The organism is Halorubrum sp. GN11_10-6_MGM, from assembly GCF_005435165.1.
Taxonomy (GTDB): domain Archaea; phylum Halobacteriota; class Halobacteria; order Halobacteriales; family Haloferacaceae; genus Halorubrum.
Genome location: NZ_SGUC01000023.1, coordinates 23236 through 39597, shown reverse-complemented (window position 1 = coordinate 39597; position 16362 = coordinate 23236). Strand labels below are relative to the sequence as shown.

The window sequence follows — 16362 nt, the reverse complement described above, 5'->3', positions numbered from 1 at the left end:
TCCCCGACGCTGGAGTCGGCTCCCCGTTCTCCTCGCGGGACGCGACGACGATCGTTCTCGCTGAGCGGGGCGGTCTTTTCCTCCGATCCGACGCCCTGTTCCCTTCGATCCGGCGCCGTTTATACGCGACCCGAGCGTACGAGCCGGCATGGTCTCGGAGATTTTCGATCCCGACGCGTGGGAGTCCGTCACCGACGAGTTCGACGACATCACGTATCACCGCGCGGTCGACGTTCCCGCGGTCCGGATCGCCTTCGACCGCCCCGCGGTCCGCAACGCCTTCCGTCCCGGCACCGTCGACGAGCTGTACGCCGCGCTCGACCACGCCCGCAAGCAGGCCGACGTGGGCACCGTCCTCCTCACCGGGAACGGCCCCTCTGAGAAGGACGGCGGCTGGGCGTTCTGCTCGGGCGGCGACCAGTCGGTGCGGGGCGGCTCCGGCTACGAGTACCGCGACGACGACGAGGCGGGCGACGACGACGACGACCTCGTCCGCGAGGCGCGGGCGGGCCGGCTCCACATCCTCGAAGTCCAGCGGCTGATCCGCTTTATGCCGAAACCCGTCGTCGCGGTCGTCCCCGGCTGGGCGGTCGGCGGCGGCCACTCGCTCCACGTCGTCTGCGACATGACCCTCGCCAGCGAGGAGCACGCGAAGTTCCTCCAGACCGATCCCGACGTGGGCTCGTTCGACGGCGGGTTCGGCTCCGCGTACCTCGCGAAGCAGATCGGGCAGAAGAAGGCGCGAGAGGTGTTCTTCCGCGGAAAGACCTACTCCGCCGACGAGGCCGAAGACATGGGGATGGTCAACGAGGTGATTCCGCACGAGGAGCTAGAGGAGGTGGCGCTGGAGTGGGCCGACGAGATGACCCGGAAGTCGCCCACCGCGATGCGGATGCTGAAGTACGCGTTCAACATGGCCGACGACGGGATGGTCGGGCAGCAGGTGTTCGCCGGCGAGGCGACTCGCCTCGCGTACATGACGGAGGAGGCCCAAGAGGGCCGCGACGCGTTCTTGGAGGGCCGGGAGCCGGCGTTCCGCGAGTACCCCTGGCACTACTGAGGCCGGCGGGCGGTCCAGATGCGCGTTCTGCGTGCCCAGATATCGTCTACCGAGATCGAGGGCCCCTTCGGCCTTCGCTTCGAACGGCGCTTCGCTCCGTAGAATGTCGTAGGGCTCGGTCCGCGCCGTCTGGGCCGTGAGCTCACGGGTGGCGTGTTCCGTGTGTGGGACCATCGCCGGTTAACTATTTATTTCCTTACAAAAAGTCTTTGTTCAAAATCCGACGCGCCGGCGCCGTTGAAACTCTCAGCGGGCGATCCGTTCGGACCGGTTTCGGCTCGCCGGGGGAACGACGGATCGTTCAGTCGTCGGTCGAGCGGCGTTGCCCGAGCAAATACCCGATCCCGCCTACCGCCGTGAGCGTCTGTACGACCCCGAATCCGGGTTGCTCGTCTTCGGTCACTCCCGCCCGATCCGTGGCCGAGTCACCCTCGTCGGTGCCGTCTTCTGTGGCAGGGGTTTCGGTACCCGTCTCGCCGTCTTCCTCGGCCCCGCCGCCGTCACCGTCGGCGCTGTCGTCGTCTCGATCGCCCGTCGTCTCCGTACTTTCGTCGCCTTCCTCGGTCGGTTGTTCGGTCACCACAACGGGGTCTCCGAACGCCGTCTCGTTGACACGCAGGACGAATTCTCCCGTCTCCTCGAAGGCCGTTTCGAGTTCAACGGTTTCCGTGCTGTTCGGACCTATCTGAACCGCCCTCGTTTCGACGTCGGTCGTTTCGGCTTCGGGTCCGTCAACGGAAAGGGAGATCGTCGTCGCTGATTCGACGTCGGTCCAATTCGTCACGACGACGCTCACCGTTACGGGGTCTCCGACACGTGCTTCGCTAGCGGATTCCCGAACCGTCACATGGACGAGTTCGAAGTCCGCTTCGATCCGTTCTTCGTGGAACTCGGCCGCCTCCAGCCTGTATTCCCGATCCGGGGCGTGCGGCTGTCCCTCGAATTTCCTGAACGTGGCGGGGACGCCGAGGTGGTCGTAAATTTCGCGGCTGGTTCCGAACCGATCGTCGACCTGTAACGTCCCGAAGATCTCCTCGATCGCTCGGTCGATCTCGTCGTCGCCTCTGAACCGTTTGTGAACGTAATTCCGGGGGTCATCGGGGTCTTGATCTTCGCCACCGATCCACCGGAACTGCTCGATGTCCATCCACGCTTCCCTGTCGAACTCCTCGCCGGTTAGTTGCTCCAGATTCCCGGTCCCGATCGGCCACGGAATCGTCGTTCGGTCCGGATCGCCGTGAACCGGGATATCGTCGGTGAGCTCCTCAAATGGGAGGAAGGCATATCCATTTGCGCCAGAAGAGTACGCGTTGACGTGTTCCGGGTGAAGCGGGGCGATTTTTTCGATAAAATCGGCGGCAGACGACCCGCCGTCGTAATGGATCCCGTCCGCAATCGTATAGGTACCCGCGTTCAGTCGGGATTTGGCGTCCTCGATCATCGCGATGAGTTGGAGGTCGACACGCTCGCGTCGGGGATCGGTAATATCCAATTCCGGGGCCAACGTCAACTCCTGCGGCTCCAATCCGAGGTGTCCGCGCGTTAACGTGAGAGGGATGTCCAACACGGGACAGTTCATCGCGTCCCCGATGCGCCCCGTGATACCGCGATCGGGCCGTCGGGCGTCCTCGACCCGCTCTTCGAACTCGCCCCAGGGATGCGCTGTAACTACCAGCGGTCGTTCCTGAGAGTCGTTCACGGAGTTTTCGACTGTAGGGAACGCCGGCGTATAGAGGAAATACGGGGAACGGAACCCGGCGTCGGGATCCGCTTCGATCTTCTGGACCCCCGGTTCGGTTCCGTAAGGGGTTCCAACGGGTTCGGCACCGTCGGCAGCCTCGGAAACGAAGACCTCTGAACTCATCGTATCGTACGATCGGCCACCGGTTATCGGGTACAGTGATGTCCGTACAGATTGAGATTCGGAAATGGGGGCATCGAGTTCGAGCTCCCGGTCGGTGAACTCCGTTCCCGCCTCGATCTCCATCCGTTTATAAACCGAGTCTCCACCCGTGTCCCGGGCGATCTGGAACAGCCCGTCGACATCAGTTTCGAACGACTCCACTACGATGGACTCCCCGCCGGTCATTTGATCGGGAACTTCGATAGTGACGTTCGGGTCCTCTTCTTGGGCCAGCGCTCGTCCGCTGGCCCCGACGACACCCGCCGTAGAGATCCCCGCCAGCTGGAGCATTCGTCGCCGCTTTATTCCGACGTGTTGTGAGCTCATTATCATATCCCCGATTCAAAAGATAAAAAAGATGAAGGGTTACGTCGATATTGGAACGTAGTTCGCCGCGTACCCGGCACCGCACGCGAGACCGCCGTGCCGGACGGACCCGCGCTGTTCGGTACCCTCGGCAGAACGCGTCATCGATTGACTGCTTCAACGGGTCGATACCCCGTCATGACGGCGGCTGACCGATCAGTCGTCGCCGACGATCCCCTCGGCGACCGCCATGTCGTCGACCGAGGGGTCGTCCTCCGACTGTCGGAGCACGAACCGCTTGCGGATCAGGTCGGCCACGTAGATCGCCGTGCCGAGGATGATCAGCGTGTCGCCCGGGAGCCGCGCCCAGAACAGCGTCTGGACGATGTCGCGCTCGTAGAACCCGAGGCTCCGGGCCGCGGCGTACCCCTCGGTGAACGCGACGTCGAGCTGGAGGAAGCCCACCGGCAGGACGGAGACGAACACCATCAGCGCCAGCCCGGCGTTCCAACACCAGAACGACGCCCGGAGCCAGGAGGCGTCCCAGCGCTCGGGGTCGATCGACAGCTGGAGCATGTACGCGACCATACCGAGCGCGAGGAAGCCGAAGGCTCCGAACATCGCGGCGTGCGCGTGGCCGACGGTGAGGTACGTGCCGTGCTCGTAGTAGTTGATCAGCGGGAGGTTGATGAAGAACCCGAGCACGCCCGCGCCGACGAAGTTCCACACGCCGCTCGCGACGATGAACATGAACGGCAGTTTGTACGGGAACCCAGTCTCGCTCATCGCGCGGTACTGCCCGATCGCCTCGTAGAGGATGAAGATCAACGGCAGCAGCTCCAGCGTCGAGAAGACGCTGCCGATCGGCACCCAGTAGTCGGGCATCCCGATCCACCAGTAGTGGTGCGAGACGCCGATGACGCCGGTGCCCATCACCAGGAGCGCTTGGAGCATCACCGCCTTCTCGGCGCTGCGACGGCTCAGGAGGTTCATCGACACCAGGGTCAGCCCGATGATGGCGACGATGAAGAACTCGAAGGCGCCCTCGACCCACATGTGGACGACCCACCACCGCCAGAACTCGGTGACGGCGATGTTCGTCGTGGGGGTGAACATGAACCCGGCGACGAACAGCAGGGTGATCGACCCGCCCGCGTAGAGGATCATGTGCGCGAGTCCGTAGACCGGCTCGCGGTCGAGCAGGGGTTTGAGTCCGCGGACCGCGAGGACGGCCCAGAGGATGAACCCGACGAGCAGGCCGCCCTGCCACACCTTGCCGACTTCGAGGTATTCGAGCCCCTCGTTGCCGAGCAGCCACCAGAGTTCGCCCGGCAGGTACCCGTTCGCGCCGAGCCAGATGCCGCCCATCCCGCCGACCACGACGACGACGAGCGCGCCGAGCAAGACGCTCACGTACGTCCCCTGTCGCTTCGGCTCGTGACCGGTCAGGAGCGGCGGGAGGAACAGCCCGGCGCCGAGCCACGTCGACGCGATCCAGAGGATGCCCAAGTCGATGTGCCACGTCTTCGCGATCGAGAAGGGGAGCAGTTGGAGGATGTGGACCCCGAAGATCCGCTCGATCCCGAAGAACCCGGCCCGCTCGATGTAGAAGTGCGCGAGGAGCCCGCCGAGGAGCACCTGCGCGAGGAACAGCCCCGCCGCGATGGGGATGAATCGGAGCGCGGCGCGCTGGCTTGGGAAGACGCTCACGTCGCCCGGTTCGGGCACCGAGATTCCGGAGGCGGTCGGTTCGGGGAGCTTCACCGACTTGTACAGCAGGATCGCGGCGCCCGCGGCGCCGACGAGCAGCACCATCGCGATCACGCTCCAGATCATCGCCGAGCCGGTCGCGTCGTTGCCGGCGCCCGGCTGGTAGGGCCACTCGTTGGTGAACGAGTGGTCCGCGTTCGGGCGGTCGGTGTGCGAGAACCACGCGGTCCACAGCGCGAAGTCGGCGAACGACTCCGCGCCCTCCGCGGACTCGATCATCCCGACCGGGACGCCGCGGTCGTGGTCGCCCTCGTGGTACCGCTCGACGTACGTCTCGCGAACCTGCCGGTGGGCGTACGCCTCCGCGGCGGAGTACCGGACGACGTCGCCCCCGTCGTGGGACGCATCGAGCTCGTCGCGCACGAGCGCGTCGATCCGGGACTGCTCGCCGGAGTCGAGGTCGTCGTACGCCGCTCCGTACTCGGCGTCGGCGTAGTACTCGCGCATGTGTCGGGTCTTCAGCTCCAGCGTCTCGGCGGTGTAGTCCTCGCCGTAGTAGGCGCCGTTGCCGAGGATCGACCCGTGGTTCATCAGCCCGTACTGCTGGAACGCCTCCTTCCCGTCTTGGACCTCGGCCGCGGTGACGATCGTCTCGCCGTCGGGACCGACGACCTCGTCGGGTATCGGCGGCGCCTCCTGGTACGCGAACCACGCCCCGGCGCCCATCACGACCAGATTCAACAGGAACGCCGCGACGATCACCTTCGCGATTGTCTTCCTCGTGAGTCGCATGTGCGAGGGTACCGCCGAGACGCCCTATGCGTTTAGCGGCAACATGTTCGGTCGGATTTTCGACGCCCGGAAGCGCCGCAGTCGGGCGGTTTGAACGAGTCTTTCGACCGTCGCCGCCCTCGCGGTCCGGGCGGGCACGCTCGACGGGCGTTCTCGACGAATCCCGCGTTGCCGGGGCCGCGCTCCGCGCGAACATGTTCGCAATCCGGCTTACCCGGAACGGCGGCGTAGCTTCGCGTATGTCTCAGACCAGCAAGACGACCGAGTCGCCCCCTGTCGATGCCGACGTCGACGCGAGCGCGGGCGACGCCGAAGCGACCGCGACCGAGGCGGAGACGACCGTCACCGTGCGGTGTACTGGGCACGTGCGGACGGAACTCGACGTCTACGAGTTCGAGTACACCTTCGAAGGCGACACGCTCCGGGCGTTCCTCGACGAACTGTTCGAGGAGTACCCGCAGCTTCAGGAGATGCTCATCGCGGAGACGGAAGCGGACGCGACCCACAGCGGGTGGGCGCCCGCGCCGGAGGAACTGCCGGGGACGTGGACGAAGAACCCCGTCGGCGAGCAGACGACGACGTACGCCCGGATCCTCGTCAACGGCCACTTCAACGAGAACGAGAACGGGTTCGACACGAAGCTGGAGGAGGGCGACCGCGTCGCCTTGGTCTACCCGTTCATGTTCTGCTGTTAGCCCGCCCTCTGCCCGCCGCTTCGTCCGGCACGTTTTGAGCGTCCGCCGCCCATCGAGAGGCATGTACGCGGCCCTCTACTTCAGCGCGTCCGCGAACGTCGGCGGGTTGGCTTTGTACTCGTCTTCGAACCGATCCGGTGGATGAGATACCCTGCGGATCCATGTCGACGGCGAGGACATCGACGCCGGGACCGGCGAGCGCCCCGGCGACATTGATTACGTTCGTCGTCTTGGAGACGCCCTTCTGGTTCGTCACTGCGATCCTATCCATCAGGCTTTCCTACGCTTCCGTGCGTTCTGTGACTTCAAACAACCACGTCAGACATCCAGCTGACGGAGTTACTCGGGCTCTTCGACATCCTTCTCTTCTCGTTCACTGGCGTAGAGATAGGCGTACTTTCTCCAGTTCCTCAGAAGGCGGGCTTCAGCTTCGTCAACTGTCATCCCGGGGAACTCGGGCTTGTCTCGATTTTTCGGGAGGAGCCACAGTTCATCCATATGTGGCGTTCCGTGGTCGGTGTCCATCCGAACCACGTTAGTATTTGATTCGGACTCCTCGCTTGCCACCCTCACGACAGACACGCACCAACTGTTCGGGTTGTTTGGTTCTTTGGCGATATTGAGGAAGTAGCGGTCGCCCTCGTACCAGTCGAGGGGGATGTCGTCTACCGTCTCCTTAGACTCGCCACTCATAGGAAACCACCCGCCAGGACGATACTGGAGTTCGGTTCTATCTTGCTAATGATACTAATCAAATCGTACTCCGAGATAGGTCGGAGAATAGAATTTTCCATATTCATTGGCTATAAGATTTCGTAGGTTTGTCTGTAGAGCCATGCCATCAGACACTCTCCACATATCACTAAGCAACGCCAGAACGACACACAGAGGCGAAAGAGTGTCCATATATTCTCTAAAAACTCAGTGAACTTAAAGGCAATGATCCTGACTAATTCTTGAACTGACATTCCACCGATCGCAAGCTATATTTCGTTGGTAGTTCTACCAACGGTCAGGGAGACGATTATGTCTAAGAACGATTCGGTGGAAGAAGATTCCACCAAGCCCGTTGGTGATCTTGGAGCAGATACGGATCCCAGTCCAGAACGGCGGCGGCTCCGGTACTACCGCGCGCTGCGTGATGCTGGATACAGCGATCTGACGATCATTAGTCGGGAAGACGTTATAGACCACTTCAACCACCGCCACTTCGCGATTATTGATTACCTCCGGGAGAACAATGCGGATTCAGTGAGAGGGCTCGCCCGAGAACTGGAGTTTGATAAAAAGAACGTCTCGGAGGACCTCAAGCTCCTCGCGCGACTGGAAGTAGTTGCGTTCGATGAGTCCGGGCGCTCCAAATCACCTCGGCTGAAGAAGGATCACATCTTCGTCGAGCCGCTTGCGTGACACTGGACCCTAGTTATTCTCCCGAAGGGAATTTCAACAGCATTCGATCGCAGGCATGCGGGGGAAGGGATTCGAACCCTCGAACCTCTACAGGAGCGGATCTTAAGTCCGCCGCTTTTGGCCAGGCTCAGCCACCCCCGCGCGGATTCCGCTACCGGCGGCGGGGTGAAACCCCTTTCGGAAGTCCTACCAGTCGACCGACAGCGTCCCGTCGCCGTGCGGGTCCGGCGCGATCTCCTCGTCCGTCCGCCGGTCGACGACGTGGATCACGCCGGCCTCCTTCTTCGCGGGACACGCCTCGGCCGCGCGGACGTTCTCTTCGAGGTCCTCCTCGCCGATGTAGTACGTCTCCGGCTTCGCCATCCCGCTCACCACGTCCATCACCCAGTTGTCCGCGACCTCGGCACATTTCCCCGCCCCGAAGCACTTGTTCGCCTCGAAGACGATCTTGTAGGGCTTCTCCTCGATCGGCGGCCCCTCTCCGCCGATGTCGCTGGCGCGGAGTACCTCGTCGCCGCCGTCGGTCGCGGCCTCATCGCCGCCGGTCTCGACCTCGTCGCTCATGTCGACTCCTCGGCGACCGCGGGCCTTTCGTCTGTCGGTCGTTCCCGGCCGCTCGGACCGAGGTGCGGGGAGGTCACTCCCCGACGTGCTCCGCGAGCAGCCGCTCGGCGTGGCCGGGCGACTCGGCCAGTTCCCAGCGCACCTTCGCGTCGTCGCCGTACGCGAGCGCCTCCTTCAGCTCGTCGCGGAGGATTCCCGTCCCGAACCCGACCGTGTCGCCGTCGGCGTCGCCGAGCTCGTACAGCGCGTAGCGGTCGGGCGCGCTCCCGACGGTCGAGCGGTCGAGGTCGCGCCAGGGTTTCGCGAGGCTCATGTCGCCGAATCCCCCGGTGTCGGCCTCGGAGTCACCGGTGCGCGTCGAGGCCGTCTTCCGGGCCCTCGACGATCTCGTAGCTCCCCTCGGTCCAGCCGTCCTCGACGAAGACGAACACGCGCCCGCCGGCGACCTCGGGGTCGGCGACGACCTCGTTGCGCTGGCCGTCTCGGCCGACGATCACGCCGGGAAACACCTCGTCGCGCTCGCCGTCCTCGACGATGACGCGGCCGACGCCGGACTCTTCGAGGATCTCGTCGTCGGTCTTGTAGTCGTTCACGTACGTCATCACGCCCTCGGTCTCCGTCGGGTCGGTGACGAGCACGTGGGTCTCCTTGCCGGGACCGGCGGTCACCGATCCCTCGGCGGACTCGGGGACGCCCCGGTAGAGGGTCGTCCGGCCGTCGAGGTACTCGACGACGACGCCCTCCTCGCGGAGGTCGATGCCGATCGAGGTCGGCGGCACGTCGCTGCGTGATGGCGCGGACATACGCGACGCTCGGAGTGCCGGCCTCAAAAGGGACGCGCTCGGGGGTCGCGCCGAATCCCGTCGAACTGCGAGGGAACGTCGAACTGCGGCGGAACGTGTCGAACTGTAACGGAGCCCGTCGAACTGTAACGGAGCCCGTCGAACTGTAACGGAGCCCGTCGAACCGCGGCAGAGCGCGCCGACGAACGACCCGGCGGAAGCCGGGCTGCGGGGCGCCCTCAGCCGCGAGAATCGGCGTGCCACATTTAAGTCCCTGCCGCGGGGAGTGCGTGTCATGCAACGGACGCGACGGACGCTTCTGGGCGCCGGCGCCGCCCTCGTCGGGACCGCCGGGTGTCTCGGCGTCGAGGGCGTCGAGTACCCCGACGCCCCCGCGGACGCCGACGCGCCGGGCGACGGAGACGGCCCGGACGACGGTCCCTCCGAGGACGACGCCTCCGACGATCCGCCCGAGCAGACCGACGGCGACCCGCCGGCCGCGAACGCCGCGCTGGCGGACGCGACGCGCGAGGTCGTCGACGACGCGGTGTGGTTCGCGACCGAGTACCCGGACGCCGTCGCGACCTACCGCGACGCGGTCGCCGAGGCGGTCTCCACCGTTAGGTCGGTCCGCGCGACGGTCGACGAGGAGGCCGCGATCACGGCGGAACAGGTCGACGAGGTCGCGGCCGCTGGCGAGACCGCGATCTCCCGCGCGGCCGACGCGCTGGAACCGCACTTCTCTCCCGGGCCGCGGATCCGCGACCACGTCGACCGCCACGTCGAGACCCTGCGCGAGTTCGCGCCCCGCGGCGACGTCGACCGCGCCCTCGAAGAGCTCGACCGGATGCGGTCCGGGCTCGAGGGCATCGGGACCTCGATCTACGTCGAGCGGGCGTTCTCTCGGGACCCGATCCACAACCGGCTGTTCCGCCGACTGCTGGCGCCGCTCCCCCCGGACGACCCCGAGCGCGGACGCGTCACGGGCGGGACGCTGATGGAACTCGCCGTCGCGAGCCGCGGCTTCTCGACGTTCGCGCACCGACCGTACGACCGCGAGGCGGTCGACAGCGACCGGATCCCGCGGATATACGGCGACGCCTTCGGTCCCGAGCGCCGGCGCGAACTCCGCGCGCGGCTCGGCCCGATCCCGCAGCCGGCCGATCGCGTCGAGGAGCTGTTCGTCGCGTTCGCGCGCCGTCCCCCCTTGGGGAACCGCCGCCGGGACGCGTTCGAGGGGTGGGCCCGGGAACTGGGCGGCGTCCCCGTCCACGTCCAGCGGTATCCGGACCCGACGACCGCCGCGTCGCGGCTCGCGACCGCGATCGAGGAGGGATCGACCGAGGGTCGCGCGCCGATCGACCCCGAGGCCACCCTCGCCGGCTCCGACTTCGACGGGAACGCGTCCGCCGCCGGAAACGCGTCGGACACGGACGCGGAGACCGACGCTGGCCCGACCGCGTGGCACCGTTTCTACCACCGCGAGGCGGAGGGCGAGCGCTACGGCTTCGACGAGCACGCCGGCGTCCAGTACGGCTACGTCGTCCGCGCGGGCGAGTTCCTGCTCGCGACCGGCTTCTCCGGCGACGCGTGGGAGGAGCGGACCGGCTGGCACGGCCGCCTGCGGCACGGGTGGGTGACCGGCGCGTGAACGCGAACGCGATCGGCCTCGTGGCCGCGGCGTTCGCCCTCGTCGGCGCCGGCGTCGGCATCGTCGCCGCGGCCGCCACGGGGTGGGCGGAGACGGCACTGGCGACCGCCGCGACCGGCGAGACCGCCCGGTTCGGCCCGGTGTTCGTCGCGCAGTCGTACCTCGCGGTGACCGCGACCGTCCTCGTCGCTGCGGTCCCGTTCGCCGGGGTTCTCGGGGTCCTCGTGGGGTCGCGGTCCCGCGGCGTCGTCGCCGCGGCGACGACCTGCGGGCTCGGCACCGGACTCGGCGCGCTGGCGTACGGGCTGGTCGCGGTCACGCTGATCGTGGTCTCGCAGGGCGACGCCGCCGCGCAGGCGCACGGGCTCGCCGACGCCCTCGTGCCGACGCTCGCGACCGCGTTCGTCTCCGGCGCCGTCGGTGCGTCGACCGGGGTCCTCGGGACGGTGATGCGATGACCCATCCCGACGACCGGGCCGACGGCCGAGACGCCGGCGAGCCCGACCCGTCGGTCCGACGCCCGACCCGGCGAGGAGTCGTCGCGCTCGGCACGGCCGGCCTGCTCGCCGGCTGTCTCGTGACCTCGGAGGAGGAGGCCCCCGGAACTCGGCAGACGGACGACGGACCGAGCGGCGACGATTCGGATAACGATGGAGGTGACGGAGGCGGGTCGGACGGCGACGGAGGCGGGTCCGACGGCGAGGCGGAACCGACCCCCGACCAAGTCGGCCCCGACGGGTCCGGGCTCGTCGTGACCGACGCGACGGTTCTAGAGGTGCGCGAAGGCGGCGGCCGGACGACGGTCGAGGTGCGGCTACTCGTCGAGAACGCGGGGCGATTCGAGTACGGGACCGTCGAGTTCCGGGTCGACGCGTACGCGACGCCGGCGGGGTCGGACGAGCGCGAGGCGGTCGGCTACGGGGACGCGACAGGGCGATTCGGCGTCGAGAATCGGTTCCGAAACGGTGACACCGAGTCGTTCGCGGCCGAGATCACGTTCCCGAGCAGTCGGAGCCGCGTTCGACCGGACCCCGACCGGTACGCGGTCGACGCGGCGGTACGGCGCGCGGAACCGATCTGAGGCGGGTCGGTGATCGCGATCCGCCCGCCCGAGAGACTCGCCGTGATCGCTACCTCTTTGTCCGCGCTCGCGAGCGTGAACCCATGGAGGGACGGGCGGCGGCGCTGGGCGCCGGAACCGTGTTGAACGCGCTCGCGACCGGCACGGGCGCGGCGTTCGGCATCGACGTCGAGACGCGCGCGACGGTCGAACTCGACCCCGCCGCCGACGGCGTCGACGGGGAGATCGCCGAGGACGCCGCCGCCGACACCGCCCTGATCGAGCGCTGCGTCGCGCTCGCGACCGAGCGCTGGGGCGACGGCGAGGGCGGTCGCGTCCGGACCGCCAGCGACGTGCCGCTGGCGGCCGGTCTCAAGAGCTCCAGCGCGGCCGCCAACGCGACGGTCCTCGCGACCTGTGACGCGCTCGGGCTCGCGGTCGGCGACGACCCCGACGACCCCGCGGTCGACGTCACTCGGCTGGAGGCGTGTCGCCTCGGCGTCCGCGCCGCCCGCGAGGCCGGCGTCACGGTCACGGGCGCCTTCGACGACGCGACCGCCTCGATGCTCGGCGGCGTCACCGTCACCGACAACGACGCCGACGAGCTGCGCTCGCGCGAGGCCGTCGACTGGGACGTCCTCGTCTGGACGCCGCCGGAGCGCGCGTACAGCGCGGACGCCGACGTCGCGCGCTGTCAGGCCGTCGCGCCGATGGCCGACCTCGTCGCCGACCTCGCGCTCGACGGCCGGTACGGTGAGGCGATGACCGTGAACGGGCTGGCGTTTGCGGCCGCGCTCGGCTTCGACGCCGACCCCGCGGTCGAGGCGATGCCCCACGCGACCGCGGTGTCGCTGTCCGGAACCGGCCCGAGCGTCGTCGCCGTCGCCGACCCCGCTGACCCCGAGACGGACCTCGACGCGGTCGCCGACGCGTGGGGCGACCGCCCCGGAACGCTGCGGCGAACGACCACGAGAAACGACGGCGCGGCCGTCGAGTGAGCGCCGGAGAACACACCACGGACCACCCCTGCCACATCACCAACCCGACCCCACTACCAACCAATGAGCGACACACCCAACGCGGAGGACCGAAGCCTCGACGAACTGCGACGCGAGATCGAAGACATCGACCGCGAGATCGTCGAGCTGATCGCCCGCCGAACGTACGTCGCCGACACCGTGGCGGCCGTCAAAGACGAGCGCGACCTCCCGACCACCGACGAGGGCCAAGAGGAGCGCGTGATGGAGCGCGCCGGCGAGAACGCCGAGCGCTTCGACGTGGACGCGAACCTCGTGAAGGCGATCTTCCGACTGCTGATCGAGCTGAACAAAGTGGAGCAGCGGGAGAATCGGTAGGGCGCAACACTCTCGAAGACTGGGAGTGATGCCGAGTCAGGGACAGCTTGGGACGTCCGAACTGATTTATATCACTCTCCTGTACTCGTCAGCATGGGGAGTTACGCGACGCCGCCGGATTGGTCGAGAGAGACCGACGGCGACGGCGAGTCAGAGGATAAGCTCGGCGATCTGCTGTCGGGACGACTGGCCGATGTCGATGTCGACTCCGTCGCGGCGGTACGCGAAACACGAGAACGTCGATGAAGGCGTTCGTCGACACGAACGTTTTCGTCGCCAGCCTCACGGACGAACCGGGCCGGGGCGACGTAGCGACCGAACTCCTGAACGAGAGTCACGAATTCTGTACGTCAATTCTCAACCTCATGGAGATTCGGTCGGTGTTGACGAAGAAGAAACGCGTGGAACAGGAGCGTGTTGAGGAAGTACTGACGGATGTCTACGGGAACGTCGACATCTACGCTCCAGAAATCAGCGACCAGATTGCGGCGTACAGTCTTCAGCAAGACACGCTACTGTACACGCTCGATTGCGTTCTTCTCGCCCTCGCCGAAGATATCGACGCGACGCTGGTCACGTTTGACGGCGAACTGCTGGACAACGGTGCCGTCCCACCGGCAGAGTTGCTGGACTAGCGTTGATTCGGAGACGGCGGTGAATAGCGGCAATCCGTGCTGTCCCTGTTACATCAGTCGACTACCTGAACAAAGTAGAGCAGCGGGAGAGCCGCTAGAGTTCTCTCAGGCCGAGGCTGTACTCGAGTGCCTCGTCGACTTCCTCCATGCGGGACACCGGAACGGAGCCGATACGGTTCTTAATACGATGCTCGACGGAAACCGTGCGAATCTGACTACAGAGAGCGACCGAGTCCTCTCGGAGTGGGGACTCGCCAGCCGAGACGAGAACCTCGAACGGATACAGGTCGTCTCCCGGCGAGGTCGTAAACGGGACGACGATGGTCGTCGGCGCGTTCTCGTTCCCGACGTCGTTCTGTACGACCAGACACGGTCGCGTTCCTCGTTGTTCTGACCCCGCTGTCGGGTCGAGTTCGACGATGACGATATCTCCGCGTCGAACGTCCATCGATTACCACTCGGGAGAGTCACCCAGATACTCGTCGGCCTCGCGAGACACACCGTCCATCTCCTCTGCGAGGGCTTCGGATTCCGCTGCGCGTCGTCGGTATCCCTCGGCGAGTTCATCACGAGACAGGGGTTTTTCGATGGTTATCTTCCCGTCCTCCTCGTGAACTAGTACCTCGTCCCCGCCGTGGATCCCGAGTTTTTCCCGCAGTTCTTTCGGGAGGGTCACCTGCCCCCGTTCACCGACTTTTCGTTTCTCGCTCCGACTCATGCGTATTCATATCATATTCGTACAAATATTCCTTTCGCTCGGAGATGCTGAGAGGGACGGACCACCGGCGACGGTCAGGCTCACCACGACCACGACCGGGGCGGACGATTCGCCCGCCTGAAGGCGTCCTTCTCGTACGTCGGCGGTCACTCCTACCGGAGCATCGACGAGGGCGCGTCGAGCGGGGCACGCCATCCCTTCGGCCCCTCTCCGCTGTGCCCCTCGTCGTCGCGGGGGTCGGGGTCGTCGCCGGGACGTTCCGGACCGTCGCCGCACCACGGCGCGTAGCAGACTTCTCCAACGCGTAGATTTAATTCGGGCGACGGCGTGCGGGCAGCCGTGGTATCGCCCTCGTCGATCGCGGGTACCGACTCGGGGATCGTCCGGGAGCGACCGTTCCAGTTACTGCTGCTCGTCAACGTGCTTCCGCCGCTCGGCACCGCGCTCCTCTCGCCGGTGCTCGGGTCCCTCGTCGAGCCGCTCGGCGCCTCGACGGCGAACATCGGGCTCATGATGTCGGCGTTCACCGCGCCGTCGATCGCCGTCATCCCGATCGCGGGCGTGATCTCCGACCGGTACGGGCGCCGACCGGTGCTGCTGTTCGGGCTCGTCTGGTTCGGGCTCACCGGTACCGCCATCGCCTTCGTCTCGACGTTCGGCGCGGCGCTCGCCCTGCGCGCGCTCCAGGGGATCGGCTTCGCCGCGCTCACGCCGATCATCATCACCAGCCTCGGCGACCTCTACACGGGCACGAAGGAGGCGACCGCACAGGGATTCAGGTTCACCGGCTCGGGGCTCTCCCAGACGGTCTTCCCGCTCGCCGCCGGGGTGCTCGTCGGGATGGCGTGGCAGTACCCCTTCCTGTTGTACGCCGTCGCGTTTCCGATCGCCGCCGTCGTCTACGTCCACCTCGAAGAGCCCCTCGACGAGGCGGGCGATGAGGAAGCCGAGGCGGGAGACGAGGGAGGCGAGTCGAGTGACGGGAGAATCGAGGCGGGCGATGAGGAAGCCGAGGCGAGCGACGAGGGTTCCGCGACGGGCGTTCGCGACCAGATCGGCGACATGCGCGCGCTCGTCGCGCACCGTCGGGCCTGGACCATGGTCGTCGCCCGCGGGAGCGCGAACGTCGCGTGGTTCGGCTTCCTCACGTACAACTCGATCCTCGTCGTCGACGTGCTCGGGTACACCCCGGCGGAGGCGGGGGCGCTCGCGGCGCTCGCGAGCCTGACGTACGCGCTGGCGGCGACGCAGGCCGGCCGGATAGCCGAGGTCTTCGACGACCGGCTCTACCCGCTTCTGGCCCTGAACCTGTCGATGGGGACGGGGCTCGGGCTCGCCTTCCTCGCCCGGTCGCTCGCGGTCGCCGCCGTCGGCGTCGCCCTCATGGGGGTCGGCTTCGGGCTCGTGCTCTCCATCTACCGGAGCGTGATCACGACGCTTCCGCCGCCGGACCTGCGCGGGGGGCTGGTCAGCCTCGGCGAGGGGAGCGGGCGCGCGGCGGCGACGGCGACCCCGGTGGTCATGGGCGTCGCCGTCGCGCTGGCCACCCGCCCGCTCGGGTTCGAGGCGGCGGTCCGCGCGGTCGGCGCCGGTGCCGGCGTCGTCGGCGCCGGCGTCGGCATCGTCTGTCTGCTCCTGATGAGCGCGTCGCCGCCGATCCGGATGGAGGGGTAGGGCGGTCCGCCCGCTCCGATGGCCGCGACCCCGGGAGCTTTGTCGGC

At 66.8% G+C, this 16362-nt stretch carries 20 protein-coding genes and 1 tRNA gene; 11 read left to right on the top strand and 10 right to left on the bottom strand.

Annotated elements, in window-relative coordinates:
* Positions 1-148 precede the first annotated feature (148 nt).
* Positions 149-1060, top strand: a complete 912-nt coding sequence (locus EXE46_RS11640) for a 1,4-dihydroxy-2-naphthoyl-CoA synthase (protein WP_137688561.1) — start codon at positions 149-151, stop codon at positions 1058-1060.
* A gap of 301 nt (positions 1061-1361) precedes the next feature.
* On the opposite strand, the gene EXE46_RS17430 is transcribed toward EXE46_RS11640, so the two are convergent.
* Together EXE46_RS17430 and EXE46_RS11630 are read right to left on the bottom strand one after the other, a co-directional pair.
* Positions 1362-3290: a hypothetical protein gene (locus EXE46_RS17430; protein WP_241981545.1), complete on the bottom strand. Its 1929-nt coding sequence runs from the start codon at positions 3288-3290 to the stop codon at positions 1362-1364.
* Between the two features lie 195 nt (positions 3291-3485).
* Entirely contained in the window at positions 3486-5771 is a 2286-nt protein-coding gene (locus EXE46_RS11630) for a nitric-oxide reductase large subunit (protein WP_137688560.1), read from the bottom strand.
* A 239-nt stretch (positions 5772-6010) separates the two neighbouring features.
* Here EXE46_RS11630 and EXE46_RS11625 point away from each other — a divergent pair, with 239 nt between their 5' ends.
* Positions 6011-6466 carry a MoaD/ThiS family protein gene (locus tag EXE46_RS11625; protein WP_137688559.1) on the top strand — a complete coding sequence of 152 codons (456 nt, stop codon included), beginning with the start codon at positions 6011-6013 and terminating at the stop codon, positions 6464-6466.
* Here the strand turns inward: EXE46_RS11625 and EXE46_RS11620 are convergent.
* Together EXE46_RS11620 and EXE46_RS11615 are read right to left on the bottom strand one after the other, a co-directional pair.
* Entirely contained in the window at positions 6450-6737 is a 288-nt protein-coding gene (locus EXE46_RS11620; RefSeq protein WP_137688558.1) for a ParA family protein, read from the bottom strand. The genes EXE46_RS11625 and EXE46_RS11620 overlap by 17 nt on opposite strands.
* Positions 6738-6805: 68 nt before the next feature.
* Positions 6806-7159, bottom strand: a complete 354-nt coding sequence (locus tag EXE46_RS11615) for a hypothetical protein (RefSeq protein WP_137688557.1) — start codon at positions 7157-7159, stop codon at positions 6806-6808.
* A gap of 333 nt (positions 7160-7492) precedes the next feature.
* Between EXE46_RS11615 and EXE46_RS11610 the strand changes: the two genes are divergently transcribed.
* On the top strand, positions 7493-7876 hold the full coding sequence (locus tag EXE46_RS11610) for a transcriptional regulator (protein ID WP_137688556.1): 384 nt from the start codon (positions 7493-7495) through the stop codon (positions 7874-7876).
* A gap of 56 nt (positions 7877-7932) precedes the next feature.
* Here EXE46_RS11610 and EXE46_RS11605 read toward each other — a convergent pair.
* The 4 genes from EXE46_RS11605 to EXE46_RS11590 form a co-directional block, all read right to left on the bottom strand.
* Positions 7933-8017 (bottom strand) — tRNA-Leu (locus EXE46_RS11605).
* A 45-nt stretch (positions 8018-8062) separates the two neighbouring features.
* Positions 8063-8440, bottom strand: a complete 378-nt coding sequence (locus EXE46_RS11600) for a ferredoxin (RefSeq protein WP_137688555.1) — start codon at positions 8438-8440, stop codon at positions 8063-8065.
* Positions 8441-8513: 73 nt separating this feature from the next.
* A complete protein-coding gene (locus tag EXE46_RS11595; RefSeq protein WP_137688554.1) occupies positions 8514-8753 on the bottom strand; it encodes a hypothetical protein in 240 nt (79 codons plus the stop codon).
* 31 nt (positions 8754-8784) lie between these two features.
* Positions 8785-9243, bottom strand: coding sequence for a DUF5796 family protein (locus EXE46_RS11590; RefSeq protein WP_137688553.1), 459 nt, complete (start codon positions 9241-9243; stop codon positions 8785-8787).
* 274 nt (positions 9244-9517) lie between these two features.
* Here EXE46_RS11590 and EXE46_RS11585 point away from each other — a divergent pair, with 274 nt between their 5' ends.
* The 7 genes from EXE46_RS11585 to EXE46_RS11560 all read left to right on the top strand — a co-directional run bounded on the left by EXE46_RS11585 (position 9518) and on the right by EXE46_RS11560 (position 13923).
* Complete coding sequence (locus EXE46_RS11585; RefSeq protein WP_137688552.1) at positions 9518-10873, top strand: hypothetical protein; 1356 nt, start codon at positions 9518-9520, stop codon at positions 10871-10873.
* Positions 10870-11331 (top strand): hypothetical protein, encoded by a 462-nt coding sequence (locus EXE46_RS11580; protein WP_137688551.1) that lies wholly within the window; start codon positions 10870-10872, stop codon positions 11329-11331. Before EXE46_RS11585 ends, EXE46_RS11580 begins: the two co-directional genes overlap by 4 nt.
* The gene (locus EXE46_RS11575) at positions 11328-11954 is read left to right on the top strand and encodes a hypothetical protein (RefSeq protein ID WP_137688550.1); all 627 of its coding nucleotides are present in this window, start codon (positions 11328-11330) and stop codon (positions 11952-11954) included. The genes EXE46_RS11580 and EXE46_RS11575 overlap by 4 nt, the downstream gene beginning before the upstream one ends.
* A gap of 83 nt (positions 11955-12037) precedes the next feature.
* On the top strand, positions 12038-12931 hold the full coding sequence (locus tag EXE46_RS11570; protein ID WP_137688549.1) for a shikimate kinase: 894 nt from the start codon (positions 12038-12040) through the stop codon (positions 12929-12931).
* Between the two features lie 63 nt (positions 12932-12994).
* Positions 12995-13288 carry a chorismate mutase gene (locus EXE46_RS11565; RefSeq protein ID WP_137688548.1) on the top strand — a complete coding sequence of 98 codons (294 nt, stop codon included), beginning with the start codon at positions 12995-12997 and terminating at the stop codon, positions 13286-13288.
* Positions 13289-13381: 93 nt separating this feature from the next.
* Positions 13382-13534, top strand: coding sequence for a hypothetical protein (locus tag EXE46_RS17180; protein ID WP_199234156.1), 153 nt, complete (start codon positions 13382-13384; stop codon positions 13532-13534).
* Positions 13531-13923 (top strand): PIN domain-containing protein, encoded by a 393-nt coding sequence (locus EXE46_RS11560; protein WP_137688547.1) that lies wholly within the window; start codon positions 13531-13533, stop codon positions 13921-13923. The genes EXE46_RS17180 and EXE46_RS11560 overlap by 4 nt, the downstream gene beginning before the upstream one ends.
* Before the next feature lie 94 nt (positions 13924-14017).
* Here the strand turns inward: EXE46_RS11560 and EXE46_RS11555 are convergent, their stop codons facing one another.
* Together EXE46_RS11555 and EXE46_RS11550 are read right to left on the bottom strand one after the other, a co-directional pair.
* A complete protein-coding gene (locus EXE46_RS11555; RefSeq protein WP_137688546.1) occupies positions 14018-14371 on the bottom strand; it encodes a type II toxin-antitoxin system PemK/MazF family toxin in 354 nt (117 codons plus the stop codon).
* A 3-nt stretch (positions 14372-14374) separates the two neighbouring features.
* A complete protein-coding gene (locus EXE46_RS11550; RefSeq protein WP_137688545.1) occupies positions 14375-14641 on the bottom strand; it encodes an AbrB/MazE/SpoVT family DNA-binding domain-containing protein in 267 nt (88 codons plus the stop codon).
* Positions 14642-14980: 339 nt separating this feature from the next.
* On the opposite strand from EXE46_RS11550, the gene EXE46_RS11545 reads away from it, so the two are divergent.
* A complete protein-coding gene (locus EXE46_RS11545; RefSeq protein ID WP_137688544.1) occupies positions 14981-16315 on the top strand; it encodes an MFS transporter in 1335 nt (444 codons plus the stop codon).
* The last annotated feature ends 47 nt before the right edge of the window (positions 16316-16362 follow it).

Coding starts and splice junctions, on each gene's coding strand:
- EXE46_RS11640 (WP_137688561.1), top strand. CDS start 149: ATGGTCTCGGAGATTTTCGATCCCGACGCGTGGGAGTCCGTCACCGAC.
- EXE46_RS17430 (WP_241981545.1), bottom strand. CDS start 3,290: ATGAGCTCACAACACGTCGGAATAAAGCGGCGACGAATGCTCCAGCTG.
- EXE46_RS11630 (WP_137688560.1), bottom strand. CDS start 5,771: ATGCGACTCACGAGGAAGACAATCGCGAAGGTGATCGTCGCGGCGTTC.
- EXE46_RS11625 (WP_137688559.1), top strand. CDS start 6,011: ATGTCTCAGACCAGCAAGACGACCGAGTCGCCCCCTGTCGATGCCGAC.
- EXE46_RS11620 (WP_137688558.1), bottom strand. CDS start 6,737: ATGGATAGGATCGCAGTGACGAACCAGAAGGGCGTCTCCAAGACGACG.
- EXE46_RS11615 (WP_137688557.1), bottom strand. CDS start 7,159: ATGAGTGGCGAGTCTAAGGAGACGGTAGACGACATCCCCCTCGACTGG.
- EXE46_RS11610 (WP_137688556.1), top strand. CDS start 7,493: ATGTCTAAGAACGATTCGGTGGAAGAAGATTCCACCAAGCCCGTTGGT.
- EXE46_RS11600 (WP_137688555.1), bottom strand. CDS start 8,440: ATGAGCGACGAGGTCGAGACCGGCGGCGATGAGGCCGCGACCGACGGC.
- EXE46_RS11595 (WP_137688554.1), bottom strand. CDS start 8,753: ATGAGCCTCGCGAAACCCTGGCGCGACCTCGACCGCTCGACCGTCGGG.
- EXE46_RS11590 (WP_137688553.1), bottom strand. CDS start 9,243: ATGTCCGCGCCATCACGCAGCGACGTGCCGCCGACCTCGATCGGCATC.
- EXE46_RS11585 (WP_137688552.1), top strand. CDS start 9,518: ATGCAACGGACGCGACGGACGCTTCTGGGCGCCGGCGCCGCCCTCGTC.
- EXE46_RS11575 (WP_137688550.1), top strand. CDS start 11,328: ATGACCCATCCCGACGACCGGGCCGACGGCCGAGACGCCGGCGAGCCC.
- EXE46_RS11570 (WP_137688549.1), top strand. CDS start 12,038: ATGGAGGGACGGGCGGCGGCGCTGGGCGCCGGAACCGTGTTGAACGCG.
- EXE46_RS11565 (WP_137688548.1), top strand. CDS start 12,995: ATGAGCGACACACCCAACGCGGAGGACCGAAGCCTCGACGAACTGCGA.
- EXE46_RS17180 (WP_199234156.1), top strand. CDS start 13,382: ATGGGGAGTTACGCGACGCCGCCGGATTGGTCGAGAGAGACCGACGGC.
- EXE46_RS11560 (WP_137688547.1), top strand. CDS start 13,531: ATGAAGGCGTTCGTCGACACGAACGTTTTCGTCGCCAGCCTCACGGAC.
- EXE46_RS11555 (WP_137688546.1), bottom strand. CDS start 14,371: ATGGACGTTCGACGCGGAGATATCGTCATCGTCGAACTCGACCCGACA.
- EXE46_RS11550 (WP_137688545.1), bottom strand. CDS start 14,641: ATGAGTCGGAGCGAGAAACGAAAAGTCGGTGAACGGGGGCAGGTGACC.